Genomic DNA, 22,177 nt, shown 5'->3' with positions numbered 1-22,177 from the left:
GCAGGCTTCAGTCAATAGTGGAAGCCGGAGCGTACGACGCTTTTTCTGCGTCTAAGCGCAGGTGGGATGACAGTGGTCGACATTCGAGGGGTGTGCCATGAGGCTGAGCGGGAGTGTCCTGCTGTTGGCTGTGCTGTTAGTCCAAGGTTGTGCCGCTGAACTTCGTCGTAACGCAGCGTGCCCTTTGCTGGACATCGACTTCGTCGGCGTCAAGGATCGGGGCTCGTTGCAGGCTCGAGGAGAGTTCACGATACGTAGCTCAGGTGCGCGTTCCAGCGATATCCCTCTTGGAGACCCTGGCCGCTCCTTGGTTGATGATTACTACGTACGTGTGCTTCGACGAGATTCGGCGACCTCGGAATGGCGGGAGGATGATCCCGATCTCGGGCATTCGAGGGCGCCAGCGGGTGCGCTGGAGCTTGAGCCCGCAGGCTCTACGACGCTCTATGTGAAGAAATGGTTGTTTTCAGATCAACCTTCACTGCCGGAGGGTGAGTTCGCAATTCTGTTCTATAACGAGGACTTCACTTGCCGCTCAATCTCGGCCCCCTTTACGATTCATTGATGTGGCGGAGGTGGTCGTAGGGTGGCGACCTACGGGGGCGCTTCCTGGCAAGTCACGAGGATACTAAACTGCTCCAGATCTCTGATGAAACAGATGACGTCATCTTCCTGCTCTCAACCGACTGGTTCTCAACCTGGATGTTCTCCTTGGGTCAATGGAGGGGCGGGCAGGCTTCATTAGCGCTGACGAAGGACGTCGCCAGACGTGCTGCCTCGGACATTCTTTCGGGATCCACTGATTACTACTTGGTGGATCTGTCGCCCACCAGAAAGGCGGCGACCTTTGATCAGTTCATGAAGGAGCTGAAGGCGTGCTTGGATGAAAAGGCATCGCGGGATCTCCGTAGGCTGGTGGATTCAATCACCGGTCATTCGCTGCTATCTCGTGACCAGAGATGGGCGCTCAAGGCAGCTTTGATTCGTGCGATGGCCCTCGGTCTCGGGGCTGACGCCCGCGCTGCGCTGGGCGAGGGAGTGGTGGCCGTGGTGATCAACATGTTGGAACTGCTCGGTGCCGGCGAGATTCCATTCCAGCCTGAAAGCAGATGGGACGTGGAGCTCGACAGCAAATTTGGTGGTCTTCCTGGAAGGCTCGAAGACCTCGCAAGCGCTGCCTACGCCCCCAGCGTGCTCTTGCAGGAAGTGGCAGTTGCCACTCGTCGTCTGCATTACGGCCAGCCTGACGTGGCGCGGCTGGCTGACTGGTGGGCAGGTGCTGCCCAGCATCTCTGCATGTATGTCGAGCCGCGCTCCCTTGCCATCCATCTGGACGAGCTTGGTGGCTTGGCTGGAGAATCGTAGACCACTCGCCTCCGGTCGGTGCCTTCGGATGTGGCGTGTAGTATCTGGATTGCTCATATAGGGATTTCAGGTTTGTTATTGCGGGAGGCTGGCGTGAGTGAAGTGACGTGTCAGGAGATGTTTGATGATGTCGAGTTCCATGATGGCGTCATCAATTCAGTCTCCCTATCAATCGTTGAGCGAACATGCGAGATCGATTTATGCCTTGGTGACTACAAGGTGGGTAGGGCGAGGTCAGCGTGCTTGCTCGCCTGTACGGGCACAGAGGACTTCTTCGGGCGATTTGGTTTTGAGGAGTTGGCTGACAACGCCTCTTCCGGGAACATCCAGGATGGCCGCGTTGACACCTCACGCGGAAGTCTTCGGCTCTACCTAGCAGGAGGACTCGTCGAGGCGGCTGGTTGTGATGTGCGGTTGGCTGCAATGTCTCGGCCAATGGATGCAGCAGGAACGCCGTGCGGCCGGACTGGCCGCGGCGGGTTCAAGAAGATCGAGGACGTAGAGTTCGATTTCTCACATCTGAAATCGATTCATTTCTCGCCTGCCGTCGGTACTTGCTCCATGAATATGCTCATGCGCAAGGGAGGCATGACCTCAGACCCCCAGCCCGTGACGATCGCATTCAGTGGTGTGACGTCTTGCCTGGCCAAGCTGGATGTCGCCTCGCTGGCGGGCGACCACCGGTTTGGCAATGTTCGAAGCTGCATAGTACACCGCAAGCAGAACATGATCAGGATGTACGTCAGCGATGGTTTCATTGAAGTAGTAGCGACGCGCGTCTCGATTGTTCAGTGATGACAGCCCGGGAAGTCTTGCCGTGATGCTGTTGTTTGGTACGCCCATGGTCGTAGTTTGTTGTTCGTCGCTAAATGAATCAAAGGCTTCCTGTCGTCTGTGGCACGGCCCTTCCTCGCGCTCGAAGGAATCACCATGACCAACGCGTTGTGATGGATAGCAGTAGTACCCGCCGCCCTTGTCAGTTTCGTGGCTTTATTCATGTTGCTGGCGTCGCTGCGCGGACTGTTGCTGCGCTTCTGTCCGGACGGTGATCTGGGAACGGAGTGGACCTCGGATACGAACTTCATCCCGGAAAGACGTCATGGGCGGGGCACCAGCAACAGTTCCGATCTTGGCAGGTGAATCTTCGCGGCAACCTTGAGGTGGCAGACGCGATGAACTGCAAAGGTTATCCTTCCGACGCTTGGGAGTGGGCAACGAAGCCAGTCCCGACTCAGCCTGCACCGAGGTAGTGTTGATGGAATTTTTGGACCGCCATGCTTTGGCAAGTGCTTGGGTTGCCTTGCAGAGCGCCACCGATGGCTCCGCTCTACAAAGCGATTCCCAATGGTCTGCCATTCAGCTCAATATGATGTGTATTGAGGATCCAGAACAGGCATGGGGATCGGTTGTCGAGATATTTGAATTGAGCTCCGATCCGTGGGTGCTGGAAAATCTGGGGGCTGGTCCCGTGGAAACGCTGTTGGGCTTGCATGGCCAATTTGCATTGAACGCTATTGAGTCGTACATGTCCGAGAAGAAGGCCTTTTTGGTTGTCTTGACCCATGTGTGGCGCGATGCACTGTCGCCGGAAGTCGCACAAGGGCTGACGTCTCTAACCAAGAGACGGTGAGCGCGCGAATTCAGTTCTGTTGAACTTGCGATGGAAAAGGTTGTGCGTTGAGCAAAGGTCAGCGACATTCAGCGGCAATGCGCTTCCGCGGGCAACGTGGAGGTGTAGTGTTTGGCTTGGTGCATCGCGTTGGTGTGGAAACTGCTTGGTGCTGCAGAGGTAGTCTTGCCCTCTCCGGATTTGCCTCGAATCGCGCACGATTCATCGTCTCAATCCCACAGGGTTTGGGTCTACAGTAGGAATGCGATCAGAGTGTTGGGCGATGCTTTTGCTGCGCTTCTGTCCGGACGGTGATTTAGGAACGGAGTGGACCTCGGATCTATCGCTACCCAGCCCAGTAGGGAGCATGCCAACTTGTTATGCGGCATGGTTTCCTGATGTCGAGATGGCACTGTTGGTGTTCGCGTTCACGGTTGCGGTGGGCGCGGCCGGATGCGCAGCGGCATGGGGGGCGCCTCCCAGGAAATTGGCATGTGGATTGTCTGCCGCCGGCCTGGCCATCCTGAACATGTATCTGCTTTTCCGCTTCTCGTGACAACGTTCCGTGTCCATGCTCAGGAATAGAGGGTGATTGGTACAGTGAAGATGTTCTCAGACGATTGGTTCAAGGCGGAATGGAGGAAGCTTGGATACCACTACGAGCGGGATGATGAGGCGAAGCAATGGAACATCGTTGGATCCAAAGCTGGACTTCGCTCGCTCGTCACTGAGATGCGTGACTACGCCTCTGATCAAGAGAATGACTGGGTTTCCTGCCACCGCAATCTTGGGCCGTACGACTACCTGGAGATTGGTACATGGAGCTCCGCCGTAATCGATGATCATTGGATCGCAGGCGCTTTGAGCGACCTGCTTGGTCTGGCCGCCCACATTGGGGATTGGGTTGACGCCTCGCGGGTTGAGGCGAGTCTATCTGTAAGGCCATTTTTCAGCCCGGGCTCTCCTTATGACCTTTGCCTGAGGATCGAGGCAGATGACTTTGATCCTTCATCGCTGGATATGGCTTTGTAGGGGCCGGCTGGGGCGGGGTCAGCGCATTGAGCGGTGCTTGAGTTGCAGGTCAAGCAACAATCCTTGCGAGGTTCGGCAGAACGGCCCTGGACGCTGTGCCAGATCAATATCCAGATCCACGTCCTGGTCGCCAGCGAGGAAACATTCGGTGAAGTCCTGAAATACACCGATGGCGTGAGCTGAGATCTGGCGCGGACAAGGTCACAGGCTGGAAGGTGGTAACAAGGTTGTTGGATATCGAGCTCCAGATATCATCGCGTATCTGCTTACTTCGGCACTAACCAGCATTTCCAGATGTCGATCAGGCAACGAATGCCTTCATGGTTGATCGTGCTTTCTATTTCAGCTGGCGTGCTCGTAGTTGGCTGCTCGAGGCCTGAGGTCGCGTGCGGAACAGTTGTCAAGCCGAAGAATGCAACGGATTTCGAGCTGCAGCTTATAGCTATTGCGCGGGCTGAGTCCGAAAAAGTCTGCACCCAAGTGGAGGGTGCGAGGTGCGATTTCTCGGTCTATAGGACGAAATCTGGCTGGACTGTTCAAGCGTCCCCGAGCTTCCCTTATGAAGGTAGATGCATCACCCGCATTGGCGGTGAGAGATACTATGCCTTTGATGAGGTTGGGAAGCTGGTCGATGTCATCAACGGTCTTTAGCCGCGTCCGGTCTTTGGCGCGGTCGGTAATGGGGCATGAGATCCTTGGGGCAGATGATGAAATTCAGATTTGATTTTTCCCTGTTCTACTCTCCCACTCAACCGTATGGCTGCGTTACTGGGTATCTTGAAATGCCATCCGCCCCCGCGTTGGGGGAGCTGGTCCAGATGTTTGGAGAGGGAGAGGATGGGGTTCAATTGGCGCTGAGAGTGGACGCGGTACTGGAGGCTGATCCAGATCAGCCCAGAACTTTGATGTTGGAGGACCATGTCGCCGACGGATTCGCCGAAGCCGAGTTGCTTGCACGCTGTTTGGAACAAGTACACAAGTTCTTTGTCGACGTCTACTAGGTTGCGGACGCGCGGACAACAGGGTGAGATGCTGCATGACCGCAGCTTGTGTGATCATCCCTTTTCCAAAGGTAATCATGGTATTACGGGAAGAATCACCACTTGGCTGGGTCACGCTGCTGACCTCAAAGGGCTGCTCGCTAGTATTGCTGACATGATTGTGCTTGGAGAGATGGCGGGTTGCGACATGAGCCTTGAAGAAGGAATGGCGATTGGTCTGATTGTTCCGGATCCTTGGGGGCGTTTATGAGATTCCATGTCGATATGTCGCTGTACTCCTCACCGACGGAGCCATACGGAAACGTGACGGGGTTTGTTGAGCTTGATTCGCGTCCGTCTGTCGGGCAGATGTTTCAGCTCATCGGGAGTAGTGAGACCGGCTCGGCGCTGTCTCTTCGCATTGAAGCTGTGAGGGCTGCTGGTGAAGAAGAGGCTTCTGGTTCTATAGCCCTGGAGGACTACGTCGTTGAAGGGCCTGAGCTGGCGGAGCGTCTGGGTGAAAGGTTGGATAAGGAGACTAGGTTCCACGTTTACGTGTATTAAAGGGGGAGCACAAGCACGTATGGTCGTCGACTGAAAAGGGGAAATGAACGGACCCGGGCGCTGGGCCAGATCCAGATCCACATCGTGGTCACAGGCCAGGAAGCATTCGGGCAGTGGAGTGGCGCAGCCGCGCTCCTTCGGGAAACTCCACCCGCGTGATGACCAGCTAGCCGACAGTCGCCTCGCACCTACGCTTACGCCGATCTTGAAGCCTGCGCTTTCCAGCCAGTGGCCGTGTATCGTTAAGCTGGATGCGGTGCCGCCGCCGAAAGTGTCCATCCACGCATAGGTGTGGGCGCGAACGGTGTAGTGGTGTGGCCGTTCTGCCGTGCTCTGGAAGTCGTATGCTTCCCTCGGGCGTGGGTGCCAGTTCGAAGTCTGGGACACGCGGGAATTGGTAGATGGGCTTCTGAAGGGATGCGGGGATGAAAGACATAACGGGTCATATGCAGAGATTCAAGGAGGCAAGCCGGCATATCTGGAATTCCTACCTGATGCCTGGCGAAGGTGTTCTGGACATGGCGGTGGAGGATTCTTTCCTCCAGATCGAGCGAGAGCTGCTGCGCAGCATGGTCCTCGAGGGGAGTACCGTTGCAGATTAATACGGGCACTCCGCCATTGGTGGCCTCATCGTGAAGCCAAAATCAGTGTACCGGGAAGTGCCTGTCCGGTTTGCCAGCGCGGGGTCCGATGGAAAAAATTACTGGAGCGAGGACGAGCGGGTTGCAGTGGCAGATATTCCCAAGCTTGATTTCGTGGACTTCTTCGACTGGACGCACTACGGGTATATTGACTACGCCATTGTTCGCGCAGCCGAGTCTGGCTCTGGGCGGCGGGTGCTGATCCATGCCTTGTACTGTGATTTCTGGTGGGACGGGATAGACGGCGGGTCTCAACCTTGAGAGGTTCGAGCGCGGTCTTGGATGGGAAATGAGAACGCGACCTGCCGGTTGCAGGCCAATGGAAGCTTTGTCTGAAAATGAGTAGTATTGCAACGCGCTGCGAGGTTGATTCCGAATCGGTGCGCATAGGCGACCTGGCCGGTTGGATTGGTGGCGATGATCATGGATAAGTTCGTTTTTTATCTCTTCTACATCGCCGTGGCCATCGTCATCAGTCGAACGTGCGCGGTGATTCTTGCGCGTCGAGTTGCGGAGAAGACCGCGGGCGAGGAAGTTCTCGCCAAGCTGCCCCTATTGGCGTCCAGAGACATCGGCGATATGCGCGACACCTTCTACGGGTGCGTGCTGGCGATCAAGACTGGTTCCTTGCACAGGCCGGCGACAATCGCTGCGCTTGTGCAAATGTGCCTGTGGGGCGTAGTCGTTGCCCTGCTGTTGATGATGGCCGTCTTGGGTATTATTGAAATTGTGCAACACGGACAGGGGAAGTGATCGTGTATCCGGATACGGAAAAATCAAGCCCCGGGAATGACTGGAAGGAACTGATCGCGTTCTTGCGGGCGCTGTGTTCAGTCTATGAGCGCGGGAAAGTTCAGGCTCCACACGTGCACGTCAAGTATGCCCAAGACGAGCAGATATACGTCAACTGGACCCCGGGACGTCAGTCGGACATCGAAGTGAACGGGCTTCGTGATCCCGGGTTTGGCCCTGGACCGGTGTACTACGCTGACCTGGATTTGGTCGAGGTCAGGCTGAGTGATTGGGTAGCGCAGAAGGGAGAGGCCGGACGGGCAGACTTTGCGTATCTTTTAGAGACGCTGGCCGGTAGCCCCGACCTTGAGCTCGGCCACGACACCGTTCTCTGGAAGAAGCGTTGACCTTGCCTTCCAACGTGAGGGGGCGTGATCACCAAGCTCCCGAGGAGTAGCAGTGAAGTACGAAGACGGAACTGAGGTGCTGCTCCATGATCGGGTGGATCTGGGCGGGGGGATGACCGGATGGGTTGTCGCGGTGTTTGATAACGGGAGATACACCCCTGATTACCCAAAGGAGCATTGGGGTCACCTTGTGCAAGGTGCCCTGGTGAAATCATCGGAGATGGGCTTGGTGCATTTTCCGGTTCCCAGTGTTGATTTCTCGCTAATTCGGCGTGGTTGAGGCGCCTTGCGGTCTGGACGGGAAGAGGCCTCATGGGGAGCAATGATGCAGCGGTTCGTGCGTGAGTCCGGTACGGTGCTGGGGCTCCTGTGGAGCGCGTACGGTGCCGCTGTGGTGACTGGAATGGCTGTTTGGCCGGTCGTCTGTCGCACCGAGTGTCAGTTTAGTGGATATTCCGACGTGTCGGGGAGTAGCAAGGGCGCGGGGACCATCGGCGGGGATGCGTTGCTACGCACAAGCAGCCGAAAGATACGCGACCTGCCTCTCTGGCCGACCAATTTCACCGCTTGACACCTGGGATAATTAATGTCGGAAGAATGGATTATTCAAATTCAAGGGTACATCAGGCGTGGCGATGCTCGAATAGCAGCGGAAGTATGTGTATCGACGCCCGAATCCGTTGCTGGTGAAACGGAGTATCGATGCAGAGTTCGGTTATCGCCATTTTGGGGAAGGGAAGTTGAAATTGCTGGCATGGATTCACAGCAAGCCGAGAAGCTGGCCACTGACTTCGCCAAGTCGATCATAGGAGACGAGCTGCTGGAAGACGAAGCCGGTCAGCGGATTCAATGGTAGGTGCTCGTCGCTGGGCTGGTGGCGAAGATGCCGCTTGCTGCACTTCCTTCATGCACGCCTTCCTGATCTGTTCGGGATGCCTGAACTGAATCCCAGGCGTGTAGAGACTTGTCGTGTCTTCGGCAGTCCTTCACCGTATTGATCGGTGCTTTAGCTGAAGCTCAAGCCACAAGCCTTGGGAAGTTTTGCAGCACGGCCCAAGGCGCTATGCTAGATCCAGATCCACGTCCTGGTCGCCTGCGAGGAAGCATTCGGCGAAGTCCTGTGATACGACGATGGCGTGGGCGAAGTCCAGGGTGGAAGCGCCCATCGGGGCGAGGATGAGTTCGCGCAACAGCCAGACGGGGTTCTCGATGATAATTCGGCTGTCCGGGGTGGTGCGGCCCTGCTTGGCGACGTCTTTCTGGAAGGCCGTGGAGGTGCTTCGGCGCGCTTCTTCGGGGTACTCAATCAGGGTCACGATCAGCTTGCTCTGGGTTGCTTCGACGCTTACGCTTGCGCCGACTTTGAAGTCGGCGCTTTCAAGCCAACGGCCGTGTATCGACAGGCAGGGGACTGTGCCGCCGTCGAAGGTGTTGCGGGTGCGTGCTGGCGATCAGAACTGGTTCCTTGCGCAGGCCGGCGACAATCGCTGCGCTTGTGCAAATGTGCCTGTGGGGCGTACTCGTTGCCCTGCTGTTGATGGTGGCCGTCTTGGGTATTATTGAGATTGTGCAACACGGACAGGGGCAGTGATCGTGTATCCGGATATGGAAAAATCAAGTCCCGGGAATGGATGGAAGGGACTGATCGCGTTCTTGCGGGCGTTGTGCTCAATCTATGAGCGCGGGAAAGTTCAGGCTCCACACGTGCACGTCAAGTATGCCCAGGACGAGCAGATATACGTCAACTGGTCCCCGCGACGTCAGTCGGACATCGAAGCGAGCGGGCTTCGTGATCCCGGTTTTGGCCCTGGACCGGTGTACTACGCTGATCTGGATTTGGTCGAGGTCAGGCTGAGTGATTGGGTAGCGCACAAGGGAGAGGCCGGACGGGCAGACTTTGCGTATCTTTTAGAGACGCTGGCCGGTAGCCCCGACCTTGATCTCGGCGACGAGACCGTTCTCTGGAAGAAGCGGTGATCTTGCCTTCAGCGTGAGAGGGCGTGATCATCAGGCTCCCGAGGAGTAGCGCGGTGCCGTACGAAGACGGAACTGAGGTGCTGATCCAAGATCGGGTGGATCTGGGCGGGGGGATGACCGGATCGGTTTTCACGGTGATTGATAACTGGAGACCCTGATTACCTAAGGGAGCATTGTGGTCACCTTGCACAAGGCGCCTTGGTGAAGTCGTCGGAGATGGGCTTGGTGCATTAATGGGTGTCGAAGCCGGAAGGGTTAAGTCCAGATTGAGTGTCTATTGAGCCGTTTGCTAATTGACCTTGGAGTGGCTTTATGAGGTACGTCAACGAAGCGAGGAGCATTCGGGCTGGAGACTCCGTACTTGTTGAGGGCGGTGTAAAAGGCGTTGTGGTTTGCGATTTCGACCGCGGAAACTGTTTGAGTGGTTATGAAAGCTGGCTAAGCAAAGTTGAAGTGGTCGGCGGTACATCCTTGTCGAGCGGGGTTCTAGTCGAAACCTCCGAGATCGGAATGGTCCATTACGCCGAACCAGATGATGAAATAGTGTTTCTTGCCAGCATTGACGCTGACCACCACCCGCGTTGAAGTGATGGAACCTATGGAACGGAGTAAGTGTTGGTGTTTGATGTTTGGCGCGTGTATCGCGATGGCCAGCGCTGCCTGTTCAAAGCCCCAAATAGACTGTGGAGGCGGGGTGTACCCAAAGGCGGCAACCGATTCCGAATTGCACCTTGTGAGCATTGCAAAGGTTGAAGCAGCGGAATTTTGTAGCCAGGCCGACTCTGGCTGTGACTTTTCCGTCTACAAGACGAGGGCGGGCGCCACGGTCAAGGCTAGGCGGATGGTTGCTCACGATGGGCGGTGCGTGAACTTCATCGGAGATGAAAGGTTTTACAGTTTCGATAAATCAGGGAGGCTTGAGGGTTTAATTAAAGGGCTCTAGCGGAATCTTCCAGGTCGCAGCTCCGTAGTCGCCGAGCGGTAGGGCGCGGTCATGTAGTGAGCGTTGACAGTCCTTGCCAATGATGTCGGTCAAAGCAATTGATTATCGGAAAGTGCGACGCTGGCTTGAGATGGCAATGGTGGAAGCGCCCGATTACCATCCTGCTGGCTGAGCTTATTAAGCAAGCTGGAGAATCCTTCACGCCCGTCTCGGCCTTGATGATGCGTAAGCCGAGAGGTCTGGAAATGCTTGCTCGGTCCACTCCGAGTGAGAACAGGAGAATGACGATGGAAGGTGTATCTGAGGAGGATCTTGAGGATTCAATGAAGAGTTGCCTCTTCTACTTCGCAGACTCGGCCAGAATCGCTGCGGCTGGCCCCCACCTAGCGTTGCAGCAGTCCAATGGTCATTTCGCTGCCGCGTGGGAGCTCAGGCAGGAGCTTTTGGTTGGAGAGTCACTGCTGCACTGGAGTGGATTGTCGGAGACGCTGAAACAGAGAATTGCATGTCTGGTGGAGGCTTCGGTTGCATACCGGAAGCCGCGTTTGCAGGGAATGAAGCGAGTGAGCTCTTTCACCCGTCTTGGGAGCAGGTAAGGGACGCCGCGACCCGATTTCTCGTCGCCAGAGAGATCGAGCAGGCTGGATGAAGAGGGTGCTGCGATGGTTGGGGCTCATGCCCGGGTTCCCGAGTGCCGAAATGGCCTTGCTACTATTCGTGTTTGCAGAGGGGAGCTGCAGCCGGAGATCCAGCCGAAGCGGATGGTAGATGAGTACTCAAAGCAGAAGCTCGGCGCGAGTTCAACCTGTCACATCCTATGTCGCTGCAGGTTCCCAAGGAGTGATGAGATAATCCCGCATGGCTAATCTTCCAACTGCAGTAACGACCGAGTACGACCGCCTTGTCAGCGCGGATGACTGGGATGGCGTGAGGGTCCTGCTCGCGCCTCTTGTGGAGTCAGGTCTTGCTGAGGCGCTTTACCTATCGGCCATGTCGAGTCAGCCGGGCGAGGGTGAAGAGGAATTCCACGCACGTCATGTCGATTCTGTAAGAGTGGCGGCGGAATCGGGATACGCGCCTGCACTATTCATGCAAGGCATGTATCACTTGTTTGGTGACATGGCGCCATTGGACAAGGAGTCGGCTGCAGAGAATTTTGCGGCCGCAGCTCGTCAAGGCTACCCACCCGCTCAGTATGAGTACGGACTCTCGTTGGTACATGGGGTCGGCGTTCCCGCCGATATCTTGAAAGGGATGAGCCTGGTTCACGCTGCCGCTGCTGCTGGGAATGAGGCTGCCCAGGAGTTTGTTCGAGCCGAGGGCGGAAGTGCCAGGTTATAGATAGGGGCCCGGGTGGGAGCGGCAGTGCGAAGGCGGTGCGGTTTTGTTGGGGTGTTGGCGACAGGGGGGGGGCTGGCGTCACGTGGACACGCATGGCGTATCGCTACGCGGGTTTTCGCCTGTTGCGACACGCCAATTATGTCCATCGCGATGCCAGGCGCAGGCGAAGCGTCGCGATACTTGAGGCGTTCCCAACGGCAGGCCGTGCGGCCGTCCAGCGGAGGAGGACGGCATGCCTTCGGTCCCGCAGTGACTCGCCCCACGCCCACACCGCGGCCCGATCGGCTTCCTCGCTCTGGAAGTCGTATGCTTCCCTCGGGTGTGGGTGCCAATTCGAAGTCTGGGATACGCGGGAATGGGCAGATTGGCTTCTGAAGGGATGCGGAGATGAAAGATGTAACGGGTCAGATGCAGAGATTCAAGGAAGCAAGCCGGCATATCTGGAATTCCTACCTAATGCCTGGCGAAGGTGTCCTGGACATGGCGGTGGAGGATTCTTTCCTCCAGATCGAGCGAGAGCTGCTGCGCAGCATCGTGCTCGAGGGGAGTGCCGCTGCAGATCAATACGGGCACTCCGCCATTGGTGGCCTTATCGTGAAGCCAAAGCCCCTGCTCCGGGAAGTGCCTGTCCAGTTTGCCCGTGCTGGGTCAGATGGAAATAGCTACTGGAGCGAGGACGAGCGGATTGCAGCTGCCGATATTCCCAAGCTTGAGTTCGTGGACTTCTTCGACTGGACTCACTACGGGTATATTGACTACGCCATTGTTCGCGCAGTCGAGTCTGGCTCTGGGCGGCGGGTGCTGATCCAAGCCTTGTACTGTGATTTCTGGTGGGACGGGATGGACGGCGGGTCTCAAACTTGAGAGGTTCGAGCGCGGTCTTGGATGGGAAATGAGAACGCGACCTGCCGGTTGCAGGCGAATGGAAGATTTAAGGGGTCAGCCGGCCATGCACAGATTCTTCGTCGCATTCAGGTCAATCGGACCTAAGTGCCGAGCGCGACGCTCGGAGTACGGAGGCATGACTCCAGCTTCTGAGTTGGGGATTGAGGTGAAAGGCGGAATTCAACTGCAGGGTGGCTTTGGTGTGGAGATGACCAAGTACTTCAATAGCAAGGAATGCACTTGCGGGGAGATCAATTGAGCTGCTGCAAACGGGTTGGTGTCTATGCAAATGCCCTATACCTTCTTGCTAGCGCCATTGCAGGTCCGATTCTTGCGGCCAGAATGCCGTGGCCGAATGAAGTACATCTTCTGCAGAAGGCTTTGGTGCTAGCGCTTGTTTCTGCTGCAGCCACAATGACGGTGGGCGGAATTCTGTATGCAGTTGGTGGTCGAAGTGTGTCCTGGATAAAACCTTCAATCAAACGGCCATTCTATGTTCCCGGGGGGCCGCTACAGGTCGCCTATATCGGAGCCCTAGGGTTCCTTTCCATGGCGGTAGGTTGCATCATCAGCTTGCTATGGGGCGGAGAGGAAATGGCTTGGCTCTTCTTCTTGAGTCTTGGCGCGGGGTTCTTCACTGGTCAGCGTTTTTTGGGGCTTGCTTTTGTGGATCGCCGGACCGGTCCCTGAGGGTTAGAGGTGTACGGAATGCGAGCGTTTCCTGGCCACACATCGCGCGCGACACCACTTTGGCCTTTGTTGACGGCATGAGAATGGGAGATCAGGCTTACTGCGTCTCAGCCCCGCAAGGCGTGGCTCTACGGTCGGTGTGGATGGTCAGCGTATTGATCGGTGCTTGTGCTGCAGGTCAAGCCATAGGCCCTGTGAGGTGCGGCAGAAGGGGCCGAGACGTTGGGCTAGATCGATGTCCACGTCTTGGTCGCCAGCGAGGAAGCATTCGGCGAAGTCCTGCGATACGCCGATGGCGTGGGCGAAGTCCAGGGTGGAGGCGCCCATCGGGGCGAGGATGAGTTCGCGCACCAGCCAGCCGGGGTGCTCGACGATGATTCGGCTGTCCGGGGTGGTGCGACCCAGCTTGGCGACGTGTTTCTCGAAGGCGGTGGAGATGCTTCGCCGCGCTTCTTCGGGGTACTCGATCAGGCTCACGATCAGTTGGCCTTGGGTTGCTTCGATGCTCACGCTTGCGCCGACTTTAAAGCCGGCGCTCTCAAGCCAACGGCCGTGTATCGATAGGCATGGGACTGTGCCGCCGTTGAAGGTGTCCATCCAGGCGTAGGTGTGTGCGCGCACGGTGTAGTGGCGCGGTCGGTCGGCCGTGGGCAGCAGCAGTTCTGGGAAGAGGGGGGTATTGCGTGGCGAGCGCATGGGGAGCCTCCAAGGGGAAAACCTCCCTTGCCGGTAGGGCAAGGGAGCCGGGAGGTTCAAATCCGCGTAAGTGCGAGCGGCGTGGAGTATTTCCCCGGATGAGGGGTCTTGTATTAGCCACCCTCCCGACATGGGATGTCCATAATTTTGCACTTACGTGGAGATTTGAAGCTCCAACGCCACCATGCGCCGTGGTGGGGGCGGTAGCCAATCGATTGTGTCTGTTGGTTTTGCCGGGTTTGATAGGTGATGCCAACAGGTTGTCGCTAGCGGCCCGGGTGGGGGCGGTATTGCGACGGCGGTGCGGTTTTGTTGGGGTGTTGGCGACAGGGACTCCAGCGTTACGTGGGACACGCATGGCGTGTCTCTACGCGGGTTCGTGCCTGTAGCGACACGCCGTGCGTGTCCAGCGCGGTGTGGGACGCAGGCAAGATGTGTAGCGACACGCCGTGCGTGTCCAGCGCGGCGTGGGGCGCAGGCAGGATGTGTAGCGACACGCCATGCGTGTCCAGCGGGATGTCTGGTGGAGCGGTCCCGTGAGCGGTTGGGTTGGTCGGCGCGTCTCAGCCACGCAGGGCGTGGCTCTACGGGTTCAATCCATTCCCAGCTTTTTCAGCTTGTACCGCAACGCGCGGAACGTGATCCCCAACTGCGCGGCTGTGCGCGTCTTGTTCCAGCGGTTCTCTTCCAGCGCCTTCTGGATCGCGGTGCGTTCCATCTGCTCGATATAAGAAGGCAGCGCGCCGCTCCCCGCCGGCAGATCCACCACCGCTTCTTCATGCGCCGCCACGGGAGCCCCACCATGCCGAGGCACACCCTGCTGCGGCAACCGAAGGTCGCTTGCCCCGATGGTGTCACCCTCGGCCAGCGCCAACGCACGCTCCAGGATGTTCTCCAGCTCGCGCACGTTGCCCGGGAAGTGATACGTGCCCATCGCTTCCAGCGCCGACGGCGCCAGCAGCGGAGTGGGCCGCCCATGCGTACGGGCCAACCGGGCCAGGATCGAAGCTGCCAACTGCGGCAGATCACTACGGCGCTCGCGTAGCGGCGGCACACGCAGTTCAATCACGTTGATACGGTAATACAGATCGTGGCGGAACCGCCCATCTTCCACCAGGTCGCCCAGATCCTTGTGGGTGGCAGAAAGAATGCGCACATCCACCGGCACTTCGGTGGCCGCGCCCACCGGGCGGATCGACTTTTCCTGGATCGCACGCAGCAGCTTCACCTGCATCTGCAGCGGCAGTTCGGCCACTTCATCCAGGAACAGAGTGCCGCCATGGGCGGCCTGGAACAGGCCCGGCTTGTCGGCATGGGCGCCGCTGAAGCTGCCCTTCTTGTGCCCGAAGAATTCGCTTTCCATCAGTTCCGATGGAATGGCGCCGCAGTTCACCGGTACGAACGGGCCGGCCGCACGTGCGCTCTGGCCGTGGATGGTGCGGGCCACCAGTTCCTTGCCCACGCCCGATTCGCCCAGGATGTACACCGGCGCCTGGCTGCGGGCGACCTTGGTGATGGTGGCGCGCAGGCCATCCATCGCCGCCGATTCGCCCAGCAGCCGCGCGGTGGTGTCGCTGGTCAGCGGCGGCGGGGCAGGGCGTTCGGTGTTGTTGAGTTCCAGCGCATGCTTGACCAGCCCGCGCAGCACCGAGATGTCCACCGGCTTGCTGACGAAATCAAACGCGCCGGCCTTCAACGCTTCCACCGCCAGGTCCATGCTGCCGAACGCGGTGATCATCGCCACCGGGGTGCGCGGGTAGTGCTGGGCGATTTCAGTGACCAGCTCGATGCCGTTGCCGTCGGGCAGCCGCATGTCGGTGATGCACAGGTCGTAGGGGTTGCTGGCCAGCAGCTCGCGCGCTTCGGCGAGGTTGGCCGCGGTGCTGATGCGCAGGCCCATGCGGCCCAGGGTCAGTACCAGCAGTTCGCGGATGTCGCGTTCGTCGTCGACGACGAGGGCGCTGCGGTTTTCGTTCATATGGGGGAAAGATAGCCGAGTGCGGTTGAAAACGACAAACTATTGACGCCTGCAGGGTAGCGCGTCATTGCGGCCGCATGGTGTGCGGCCCGGGCAGTACCAACCGGAAGCAGGCACCGCCGGCGGGCACCGAGACGTACTCCAGGCTTGCCTGGTTGCCCTTGCACAGCTCACGGGCGATATACAGGCCCAGCCCGGTGCCGTGTTCGGAGGTGGTGTAGAACGGGCGGAACAGCTGGCTGGCCACCGATTCGGGAATGCCCGGGCCGCGGTCCATGACGTCGATCACCGCATTGCGGTCCTGGCGGGCCACACGCAGGCGTACGCGGGCCGGGTCCTGGCCGGTGCGGCCGTACTTCAAGGCGTTGTGCACCAGCACGGTGAGGATCTGGTGCAGGTGGCGCGGGTCCACCAGCCCGTGTACGGAAGACTCGCTGATGATCGGCTCGATGCTGTCGGTTTCCAGCGTGAGGCTCTGCTTGTACTCCAGCACGAAGCGGCGCACGAAGGCGGCCAGGTCCAGGTTTTCCGGGTTGGCCCGCTCGCGCCGGGCCAGGCCCAGCACGCTTTCCACGATGCCGTTGGTGCGCTGGCACTGCTGGTGGATGATCTGCAGCAGGCGGCGGTCGGTATCGCCAATGGCGGTGGATTCCTCCAGCAGCTGGGCGGCGTAGTTGATGGCTGCCAGCGGGTTGCGGATCTCATGGGCCAGGCTGGCAGAAAACCGGCCCATGGCCGAGAGGGTGAGCGATTCGGCGCGGCGCGAGACCACGGTGGAATCGTCCAGGAACACCAGGGTGAGGTCGCTGCCGGCCAGCAGGCGGGCAAAGCGCGGCTGCACTTCAGGCTGGTCGGGCGACAGCTGCAGTGGGGTCTCTTCGTTGGTCCAGCCATTTCGCCAGCGCTGCAGGCGGCGGCTCAGGTCGGGCGCGGCGCTGCCCAGTTCCAGCAGGCCGCTGCCGCTGTTGCCGTCGTTGTCGCCGATAAGGGTGGCGGCGGCCTCATTGGCCAGGGTGATGCGGTTGGCACCATCGACCACCAGCACGCCGGTGCGCATGCGGCGGATGATCAGTTCGTTGATCTCGAACAGGTTGGCGACTTCAGCGCCGCGCTGGTTGGCCAACTGCTGGTTGCGGCGGGCGCGGTTGCCCACCTGGTAGCTGACGAAGGCCAGGGCCAGGAAGCTGGTGATGAACATGGCCAGTTCGGCCAGGGTGCGGTTGGGCTCGCCGTTCTCGAGCAGGTTCCAGACGTATTCGCCGGCGGTGGCGGCGCTGGCGGTGAGGGCCAGGCTCAGGCCCAGCGACAGCGGCAGCAGGGTGGCCGCAGCGGCGATGTTGAACAGCAGGGCCATGGAAAGGCCGGCGCTGGCACCGGGCAGCGCGTGGGCCAGCAGCACGGTGGCGACGATGTCGATGAGCACGCTGCCCACCACGATCGGGCGCAGCCAGCGGTCGTTGCGGCCGGCCACCAGGATCAGCAGCGACAGCGCCAGGTAGCTGCCGCTGACCACGGCGGCCAGCTGCGGGTGGGTGGATTCGCCCACCATCGCGCTCAATGGGCTGAACAGCAGGGCGGCGATGACCGCTGCGATCAGGACCCGGTAGAGGGCGAAAAAGTACAGCTCCCGCTTCGGCATGGACTCGATGCGGTCGATCAATGAAGCACTGGGTGACACGCCGGAACTCCCCTTCTGGCTGGGCCCAGTATAGGCATAGGTTTGGGCCCCGAGCCGCGCATTTTGACCATTCCCGACCCACCCCCGGGGGGGCGGCCCGGGCGCAACTGCCTGAATGAAGGTGGAAATCTCCCCCTCTTCACGCCCGGGGCCCGGTTTCTTTGCGCCGCGCCGCCGGGTCGTCCACAATAGTGGGCCCGCCGCGGTCCGTGCGTGCGGTCGTTCCTATTCCCACGGTGACGCATGAATTTCCACGAATACCAGTCAAAACAGCTGCTTGCCGAGTACGGCATTCCCGTCCCGGCCGGCAAGGTCGCGGCAACCCCCGATGAAGCCGTCGCAGCTGCCAACTCCCTGGGCCAGGGCCCCTGGATGGTGAAGGCGCAGATCCATGCGGGCGGTCGCGGCAAGGCTGGCGGCGTCAAGTTCTGCAAGACCACCGATGACGTCAAGGCCGCTGCGGCCAAGATGCTCGGCACCAAGATGGCCACCTACCAGACCGCAGGCGTTGAACTGCCGGTCAACCTGGTGCTGGTCACCACCGCCGGTGAGATCGTCAAGGAGCTGTACCTGTCGGTGCTGGTTGACCGTGGCACCAAGACCATCACCTACATCGCTTCTTCGGAAGGCGGCGTGGAGATCGAGCAGGTCGCTGCTGAAACCCCGGAGCTGATCCACTCGCTCAACGTTGATTTCGTTGAAGGCGTGCAGGGTTACCACGGCCGCGATTTCGGCTTCAAGCTCGGCCTGACCGCCAAGCAGGCCGGCCAGTTCGCCAGCATCATGGTGAACCTGTACAAGCTGTTCAACGAAAAGGACCTGGCACTGGTTGAAATCAACCCGCTGGCCATCCTGGACGACGGCAACCTGTACGCGCTGGACGGCAAGTTCGACAGCGACGACAACGCCGCGTTCCGTCAGAAGGCCCTGGTCGCCATGCGCGACAAGACCCAGGAAGACGAAACCGAAGTGACCGCTTCGGAGCTGGACATCAACTACGTCACCATGGACGGCAACATCGGCTGCATGGTCAACGGCGCCGGCCTGGCCATGGCCACCATGGACGTCATCAAGCTCAACGGCGGCGAGCCGGCGAACTTCCTGGACGTGGGCGGCGGTGCGAACAAGCAGCGCGTCATTGAAGCGTTCAAGCTGATCCTGTCTTCGGACAAGGTCGAAGGCATCTTCGTCAACATCTTCGGCGGCATCGTCCGCTGCGACATGATTGCCGAAGGCATCATCGCCGCTGTGAAGGAAGTGGGCGTCAAGGTTCCGGTCGTGGTGCGCCTGGAAGGCACCAACGTGGAAGAAGGCAAGCAGCTGCTGCGCGACAGCGGCATGGCCATCATCCCGGCCGACAACATCAACGACGGTGCCAAGAAGGTCGTTGAAGCTGTCAAGAACGCCGCCTGATCCGACACCGAAGGAATAACAATGTCTGTTTTGATCAATAAGAACACCAAGGTGATCGTGCAGGGCTTCACCGGCCAGCAGGGTACCTTCCACGCCACTCAGATGATCGAGTACGGCACCCAGGTTGTTGGCGGCGTGACCCCGGGCAAGGGCGGCACCACCCACATCGACCTGCCGGTCTTCAACACCGTTGCCGACGCCGTGCAGGCCACTGGCGCCAACGCGTCGGTGATCTACGTGCCGCCGCCGTACGCGGCTGATGCGATCCTGGAAGCTGCGGCTGCCGGCATCAAGGTCATCGTGTGCATCACCGAAGGCATTCCGGTGCTGGACATGCTGCGCGTGAAGAACGTGCTGACCCGTTCGCATCCGGACACCGTGCTGATCGGGCCGAACTGCCCCGGCGTGATCACCCCGGGCGAGTGCAAGATCGGCATCATGCCGGGCCACATCCACAAGCCGGGCAAGATCGGCATCGTGTCGCGTTCGGGCACCCTGACCTATGAAGCGGTCAAGCAGACCACCGAAGTGGGCCTGGGCCAATCGACCTGCATCGGTATCGGTGGCGACCCGATCAACGGCCTGAACTTCGTTGACTGCCTCAAGCTGTTCAACGAAGACCCGCAGACCGAAGGCATCATCATGGTCGGCGAAATCGGCGGCGACGCCGAGGAAGCCGGTGCGGAGTACATCAAGAACCACGTGAAGAAGCCGGTCGTCGGCTTCATCGCGGGCGCTTCGGCTCCGGCCGGCAAGCGCATGGGCCACGCCGGTGCGATCGCATCGGGCGGCAAGGGCACCGCTGAAGGCAAGTTCGCCGCCATGGAAGCTGCCGGTGTGGTCACCGTCCGCTCGCCGGGCGACCTGGGCGCTGCCATCGCCAAGCTGGTGAAATAAGCGCGCCGGCCAACCCTGCGTAGTGCCGACTGTTAGTCGGCAAAGGAAAAGCCGCCCCAAAGGGCGGCTTTTCTGCTTTTGCAGTCCGCCGAACCACCAGCGCTACAATGGGCCATCGCAACCACAGGCTTCACCCCATGACGTCGATCCGCATCGCGATGGCCCAGTTCGATTTTCCGGTGGGCGCGGTCGCGCAGAACACCGACAACATCATCGCGATGATCGCCGAGGCGCGCGATGAGTTCGGCGCCGAGCTGGTGGTGTTCCCCGAGCTGGCCATCAGCGGCTACCCGCCCGAAGACCTGCTGCTGCGCCCGCGCTTCCTGTACGACTGCCAGGTGGCAATGGGCCGGATCGCCGAATCCACCCACGGCATCACCGCGGTGGTTGGCTGGCCCGAGGCCACCGGGGCAGTGGTCTACAACGCGGCCAGCGTGCTGCGCGACGGCGAGGTGCTGCACACCTACCGCAAGCGCGAACTGCCCAACTATGCGGTGTTCGATGAGCGCCGCTACTTCGATGTGGACCCGGACGGCGGCAGCTGCGTGTTCGAGCTGAAGGGCGTACCGGTGGGCGTGCTGGTCTGCGAGGACCTGTGGTTCCCCGAACCGCTGGCCGACACCGTGCGCAGCGGCGCCGAACTGGTGGTGATTCCCAACGCTTCACCCTACGAACGCGGCAAGCATGCCCAGCGCGACGCGCTGCTGGCCGAGCGCACCCGCGAAACCGGCGCGGCGCTGCTGTACGTCAACATGGTGGGCGGGCAGGACGCGCTCACCTTCGATGGCGCCTCGGTCGTGGCCGATGGCGATGGCACCGTGCACCCGGCTGCAGCGGCCTTCACCGACCAGTGGCTGGTGGTGGACTACGACGCCGAAAGCCGCCGCTTCCTGCCGCGCGAGTGGATGGACGACGGCGACGAGAGCATGGATGCACTGGCCTGGCGCGCGGTGACCCGCGGCATCCGCGACTACTGCGGCAAGAACGGCTTCAAGAAGGTGTGGCTGGGTCTTTCCGGCGGCATCGATTCGGCGCTGGTGCTGGCGATGGCGGTGGACGCGCTGGGCGCGGACAATGTCACTGCGGTACGGCTGCCCTCGCGCTATACCGCCGACATGTCCAACGACCTGGCCGCCGAGCAGTGCCGCGCGCTGGGCGTGAAGCTGGAAGCAGTATCGATCGAGCCGGTGTTCGAAGGCCTGATGACCGCGCTCGGCCCGATGTTCGAGGGCCAGCCGGCGGATGTGACCGAGGAGAACCTGCAGTCGCGCGCGCGCGGGGTGATCCTGATGGCGCTGTCCAACAAATTCGGCGGCCTGCTGCTCACCACCGGCAACAAGAGCGAGTACGCGGTCGGCTACGCCACCATCTACGGCGACATGTGCGGTGGCTACGCGCCGCTGAAGGACCTGTACAAGACCGAGGTATTCGGCCTGTCCAAGTGGCGCAACACCGTGGGCGGCGCGCCGGTGATCCCGCCGGCGGTGATCGCGCGGCCGCCGTCGGCCGAGCTGCGCGCCAACCAGACCGATCAGGATTCGCTGCCGGCTTACGACGTGCTGGACGGCATTCTGTACCGCTACGTGGACCAGGAGCAGTCGCGCGAGGAGATCGTCGCCGCCGGCTACGCCGCCGAGGTGGTCGACCGCGTGCTGCGGCTGGTACGCACCAGCGAGTGGAAGCGCCACCAGGCCGCACCCGGCCCGAAGGTGTCGCGCCGCGCATTCGGCCGCGAACGCCGCTACCCGATCAGCAACGGCTACAAGGGCTGAGCGAAACCCGGAAGCGCGGGCAGGGCGGGCGGGTGATGCTGGGCGATTCCCCCAGGAGCTGCCCCATGATCTGTTTACCCCCCTGCACGCGTCCGGCCGATGTCCCACGTAACGTGGTGACGACGGCATTCGCCGCACGGCCGGAGCCGTGCCAAGTCCGTAACCATCCGCCGCTGCAGGCACCGGCCGTCGTGCGGCCCGTGGACGACGACATGGGTGCCTGCCTCAGGCAGGCACCGGCCGCCACTACGCACATCACCTCGCTCTTCAACCGGCGCCAGGAAAGCCTGCCCGTTGAACAGCGCGGGCGATTCCAGGTGATGCCCACGCAGCTTCCTTCGCTGCAGGCGGGCCCGCGTTCGATCCTGAAGCCCTCGCTCCCTGCGCGCGACTATCACGGCGCATCCTCCGCGCCGTCGATACCCCGGGTGACGCTCAGTGCCTGGTCCACGGAGAAGGATTGCCATGGCCGGATAACCCCGGTGCCGACCCGCGGCGTAGCTGGGCTCTAACCGCCCAACCCCGAAAACAAAAAAGGGTCCCGCAAGGGACCCTTTTTCTGTTTCAGCACCGCGCT

25 protein-coding genes are annotated in these 22,177 nt (G+C 60.2%); 21 read left to right on the top strand and 4 right to left on the bottom strand.

Annotation, left to right across the window (positions count from 1 at the left end):
* Positions 1-184 precede the first annotated feature (184 nt).
* The 13 genes from SOM39_RS04470 to SOM39_RS04410 all read left to right on the top strand — a co-directional run bounded on the left by SOM39_RS04470 (position 185) and on the right by SOM39_RS04410 (position 8,186).
* Positions 185-565, top strand: coding sequence for a hypothetical protein (locus SOM39_RS04470; protein ID WP_249833005.1), 381 nt, complete (start codon positions 185-187; stop codon positions 563-565).
* 137 nt (positions 566-702) lie between these two features.
* Positions 703-1,365 carry a hypothetical protein gene (locus SOM39_RS04465; protein ID WP_320457597.1) on the top strand — a complete coding sequence of 221 codons (663 nt, stop codon included), beginning with the start codon at positions 703-705 and terminating at the stop codon, positions 1,363-1,365.
* A 93-nt stretch (positions 1,366-1,458) separates the two neighbouring features.
* Positions 1,459-2,160 (top strand): hypothetical protein, encoded by a 702-nt coding sequence (locus SOM39_RS04460; RefSeq protein ID WP_320457596.1) that lies wholly within the window; start codon positions 1,459-1,461, stop codon positions 2,158-2,160.
* 460 nt (positions 2,161-2,620) lie between these two features.
* The gene (locus tag SOM39_RS04455) at positions 2,621-2,995 is read left to right on the top strand and encodes a DUF6869 domain-containing protein (RefSeq protein ID WP_320457595.1); all 375 of its coding nucleotides are present in this window, start codon (positions 2,621-2,623) and stop codon (positions 2,993-2,995) included.
* A gap of 567 nt (positions 2,996-3,562) precedes the next feature.
* Positions 3,563-4,006, top strand: coding sequence for a hypothetical protein (locus SOM39_RS04450; RefSeq protein ID WP_320457594.1), 444 nt, complete (start codon positions 3,563-3,565; stop codon positions 4,004-4,006).
* 33 nt (positions 4,007-4,039) lie between these two features.
* Positions 4,040-4,189, top strand: a complete 150-nt coding sequence (locus tag SOM39_RS04445) for a hypothetical protein (protein WP_320457593.1) — start codon at positions 4,040-4,042, stop codon at positions 4,187-4,189.
* Between the two features lie 846 nt (positions 4,190-5,035).
* Complete coding sequence (locus tag SOM39_RS04440; RefSeq protein ID WP_320457592.1) at positions 5,036-5,257, top strand: hypothetical protein; 222 nt, start codon at positions 5,036-5,038, stop codon at positions 5,255-5,257.
* Positions 5,258-5,271: 14 nt separating this feature from the next.
* Positions 5,272-5,550, top strand: a complete 279-nt coding sequence (locus tag SOM39_RS04435; protein WP_320457591.1) for a hypothetical protein — start codon at positions 5,272-5,274, stop codon at positions 5,548-5,550.
* A gap of 425 nt (positions 5,551-5,975) precedes the next feature.
* The gene (locus tag SOM39_RS04430; protein ID WP_320457590.1) at positions 5,976-6,152 is read left to right on the top strand and encodes a hypothetical protein; all 177 of its coding nucleotides are present in this window, start codon (positions 5,976-5,978) and stop codon (positions 6,150-6,152) included.
* 462 nt (positions 6,153-6,614) lie between these two features.
* Positions 6,615-6,944 (top strand): hypothetical protein, encoded by a 330-nt coding sequence (locus SOM39_RS04425; RefSeq protein WP_320457589.1) that lies wholly within the window; start codon positions 6,615-6,617, stop codon positions 6,942-6,944.
* A complete protein-coding gene (locus SOM39_RS04420; protein ID WP_320457588.1) occupies positions 6,941-7,330 on the top strand; it encodes a hypothetical protein in 390 nt (129 codons plus the stop codon). Before SOM39_RS04425 ends, SOM39_RS04420 begins: the two co-directional genes overlap by 4 nt.
* Before the next feature lie 52 nt (positions 7,331-7,382).
* Positions 7,383-7,610 carry a hypothetical protein gene (locus SOM39_RS04415; protein ID WP_320457587.1) on the top strand — a complete coding sequence of 76 codons (228 nt, stop codon included), beginning with the start codon at positions 7,383-7,385 and terminating at the stop codon, positions 7,608-7,610.
* A 306-nt stretch (positions 7,611-7,916) separates the two neighbouring features.
* Entirely contained in the window at positions 7,917-8,186 is a 270-nt protein-coding gene (locus SOM39_RS04410; RefSeq protein WP_320457586.1) for a hypothetical protein, read from the top strand.
* Between the two features lie 205 nt (positions 8,187-8,391).
* On the opposite strand, the gene SOM39_RS04405 is transcribed toward SOM39_RS04410, so the two are convergent.
* A complete protein-coding gene (locus tag SOM39_RS04405) occupies positions 8,392-8,646 on the bottom strand; it encodes a hypothetical protein (protein WP_307106444.1) in 255 nt (84 codons plus the stop codon).
* A gap of 271 nt (positions 8,647-8,917) precedes the next feature.
* Here SOM39_RS04405 and SOM39_RS04400 point away from each other — a divergent pair, with 271 nt between their 5' ends.
* The 4 genes from SOM39_RS04400 to SOM39_RS04385 all read left to right on the top strand — a co-directional run bounded on the left by SOM39_RS04400 (position 8,918) and on the right by SOM39_RS04385 (position 12,455).
* Positions 8,918-9,307, top strand: coding sequence for a hypothetical protein (locus SOM39_RS04400; RefSeq protein ID WP_307106446.1), 390 nt, complete (start codon positions 8,918-8,920; stop codon positions 9,305-9,307).
* 312 nt (positions 9,308-9,619) lie between these two features.
* Entirely contained in the window at positions 9,620-9,892 is a 273-nt protein-coding gene (locus SOM39_RS04395) for a hypothetical protein (RefSeq protein ID WP_320457585.1), read from the top strand.
* A gap of 1,216 nt (positions 9,893-11,108) precedes the next feature.
* Positions 11,109-11,591, top strand: a complete 483-nt coding sequence (locus SOM39_RS04390; RefSeq protein ID WP_068853802.1) for a hypothetical protein — start codon at positions 11,109-11,111, stop codon at positions 11,589-11,591.
* Positions 11,592-11,978: 387 nt separating this feature from the next.
* Positions 11,979-12,455, top strand: a complete 477-nt coding sequence (locus SOM39_RS04385) for a hypothetical protein (protein ID WP_320457584.1) — start codon at positions 11,979-11,981, stop codon at positions 12,453-12,455.
* Between the two features lie 858 nt (positions 12,456-13,313).
* Here SOM39_RS04385 and SOM39_RS04380 read toward each other — a convergent pair.
* The 3 genes from SOM39_RS04380 to SOM39_RS04370 all read right to left on the bottom strand — a co-directional run bounded on the left by SOM39_RS04380 (position 13,314) and on the right by SOM39_RS04370 (position 17,518).
* Positions 13,314-13,862 carry a SymE family type I addiction module toxin gene (locus tag SOM39_RS04380; protein WP_320457583.1) on the bottom strand — a complete coding sequence of 183 codons (549 nt, stop codon included), beginning with the start codon at positions 13,860-13,862 and terminating at the stop codon, positions 13,314-13,316.
* Between the two features lie 592 nt (positions 13,863-14,454).
* A complete protein-coding gene (locus SOM39_RS04375) occupies positions 14,455-15,840 on the bottom strand; it encodes a sigma-54-dependent transcriptional regulator (RefSeq protein ID WP_068853796.1) in 1,386 nt (461 codons plus the stop codon).
* Positions 15,841-15,904: 64 nt separating this feature from the next.
* The gene (locus tag SOM39_RS04370; protein WP_184126716.1) at positions 15,905-17,518 is read right to left on the bottom strand and encodes a sensor histidine kinase; all 1,614 of its coding nucleotides are present in this window, start codon (positions 17,516-17,518) and stop codon (positions 15,905-15,907) included.
* 243 nt (positions 17,519-17,761) lie between these two features.
* Here SOM39_RS04370 and sucC point away from each other — a divergent pair, with 243 nt between their 5' ends.
* From sucC to SOM39_RS04350, 4 genes are all read left to right on the top strand, one after another.
* Complete coding sequence (sucC, locus tag SOM39_RS04365; protein ID WP_068853794.1) at positions 17,762-18,931, top strand: ADP-forming succinate--CoA ligase subunit beta; 1,170 nt, start codon at positions 17,762-17,764, stop codon at positions 18,929-18,931.
* A 21-nt stretch (positions 18,932-18,952) separates the two neighbouring features.
* Positions 18,953-19,828, top strand: a complete 876-nt coding sequence (sucD, locus tag SOM39_RS04360) for a succinate--CoA ligase subunit alpha (RefSeq protein WP_093533719.1) — start codon at positions 18,953-18,955, stop codon at positions 19,826-19,828.
* Between the two features lie 137 nt (positions 19,829-19,965).
* A complete protein-coding gene (locus tag SOM39_RS04355) occupies positions 19,966-21,600 on the top strand; it encodes an NAD+ synthase (protein WP_320457582.1) in 1,635 nt (544 codons plus the stop codon).
* A 65-nt stretch (positions 21,601-21,665) separates the two neighbouring features.
* Positions 21,666-22,112: a hypothetical protein gene (locus SOM39_RS04350; RefSeq protein WP_320457581.1), complete on the top strand. Its 447-nt coding sequence runs from the start codon at positions 21,666-21,668 to the stop codon at positions 22,110-22,112.
* Positions 22,113-22,177: the final 65 nt, after the last annotated feature.

This window comes from Stenotrophomonas sp. CFBP8994 (assembly GCF_034044835.1).
Lineage (GTDB): Bacteria > Pseudomonadota > Gammaproteobacteria > Xanthomonadales > Xanthomonadaceae > Stenotrophomonas > Stenotrophomonas rhizophila_A.
Note: the sequence above shows the minus strand (reverse complement) of the source record. Positions and strands in the feature narration are given on the sequence as shown.

What these genes read in the sequence shown, in the direction of transcription:
- SOM39_RS04465 (WP_320457597.1), top strand. Translation starts at nt 703, where the DNA reads ATGTTCTCCTTGGGTCAATGGAGGGGCGGGCAGGCTTCATTAGCGCTG.
- SOM39_RS04455 (WP_320457595.1), top strand. Translation starts at nt 2,621, where the DNA reads ATGGAATTTTTGGACCGCCATGCTTTGGCAAGTGCTTGGGTTGCCTTG.
- SOM39_RS04440 (WP_320457592.1), top strand. Translation starts at nt 5,036, where the DNA reads ATGCTGCATGACCGCAGCTTGTGTGATCATCCCTTTTCCAAAGGTAAT.
- SOM39_RS04435 (WP_320457591.1), top strand. Translation starts at nt 5,272, where the DNA reads ATGTCGCTGTACTCCTCACCGACGGAGCCATACGGAAACGTGACGGGG.
- SOM39_RS04430 (WP_320457590.1), top strand. Translation starts at nt 5,976, where the DNA reads ATGAAAGACATAACGGGTCATATGCAGAGATTCAAGGAGGCAAGCCGG.
- SOM39_RS04425 (WP_320457589.1), top strand. Translation starts at nt 6,615, where the DNA reads ATGGATAAGTTCGTTTTTTATCTCTTCTACATCGCCGTGGCCATCGTC.
- SOM39_RS04410 (WP_320457586.1), top strand. Translation starts at nt 7,917, where the DNA reads ATGTCGGAAGAATGGATTATTCAAATTCAAGGGTACATCAGGCGTGGC.
- SOM39_RS04395 (WP_320457585.1), top strand. Translation starts at nt 9,620, where the DNA reads ATGAGGTACGTCAACGAAGCGAGGAGCATTCGGGCTGGAGACTCCGTA.
- SOM39_RS04390 (WP_068853802.1), top strand. Translation starts at nt 11,109, where the DNA reads ATGGCTAATCTTCCAACTGCAGTAACGACCGAGTACGACCGCCTTGTC.
- SOM39_RS04385 (WP_320457584.1), top strand. Translation starts at nt 11,979, where the DNA reads ATGAAAGATGTAACGGGTCAGATGCAGAGATTCAAGGAAGCAAGCCGG.
- SOM39_RS04380 (WP_320457583.1), bottom strand. Translation starts at nt 13,862, where the DNA reads ATGCGCTCGCCACGCAATACCCCCCTCTTCCCAGAACTGCTGCTGCCC.
- SOM39_RS04375 (WP_068853796.1), bottom strand. Translation starts at nt 15,840, where the DNA reads ATGAACGAAAACCGCAGCGCCCTCGTCGTCGACGACGAACGCGACATC.
- sucC (WP_068853794.1), top strand. Translation starts at nt 17,762, where the DNA reads ATGAATTTCCACGAATACCAGTCAAAACAGCTGCTTGCCGAGTACGGC.
- sucD (WP_093533719.1), top strand. Translation starts at nt 18,953, where the DNA reads ATGTCTGTTTTGATCAATAAGAACACCAAGGTGATCGTGCAGGGCTTC.
- SOM39_RS04355 (WP_320457582.1), top strand. Translation starts at nt 19,966, where the DNA reads ATGACGTCGATCCGCATCGCGATGGCCCAGTTCGATTTTCCGGTGGGC.
- SOM39_RS04350 (WP_320457581.1), top strand. Translation starts at nt 21,666, where the DNA reads ATGATCTGTTTACCCCCCTGCACGCGTCCGGCCGATGTCCCACGTAAC.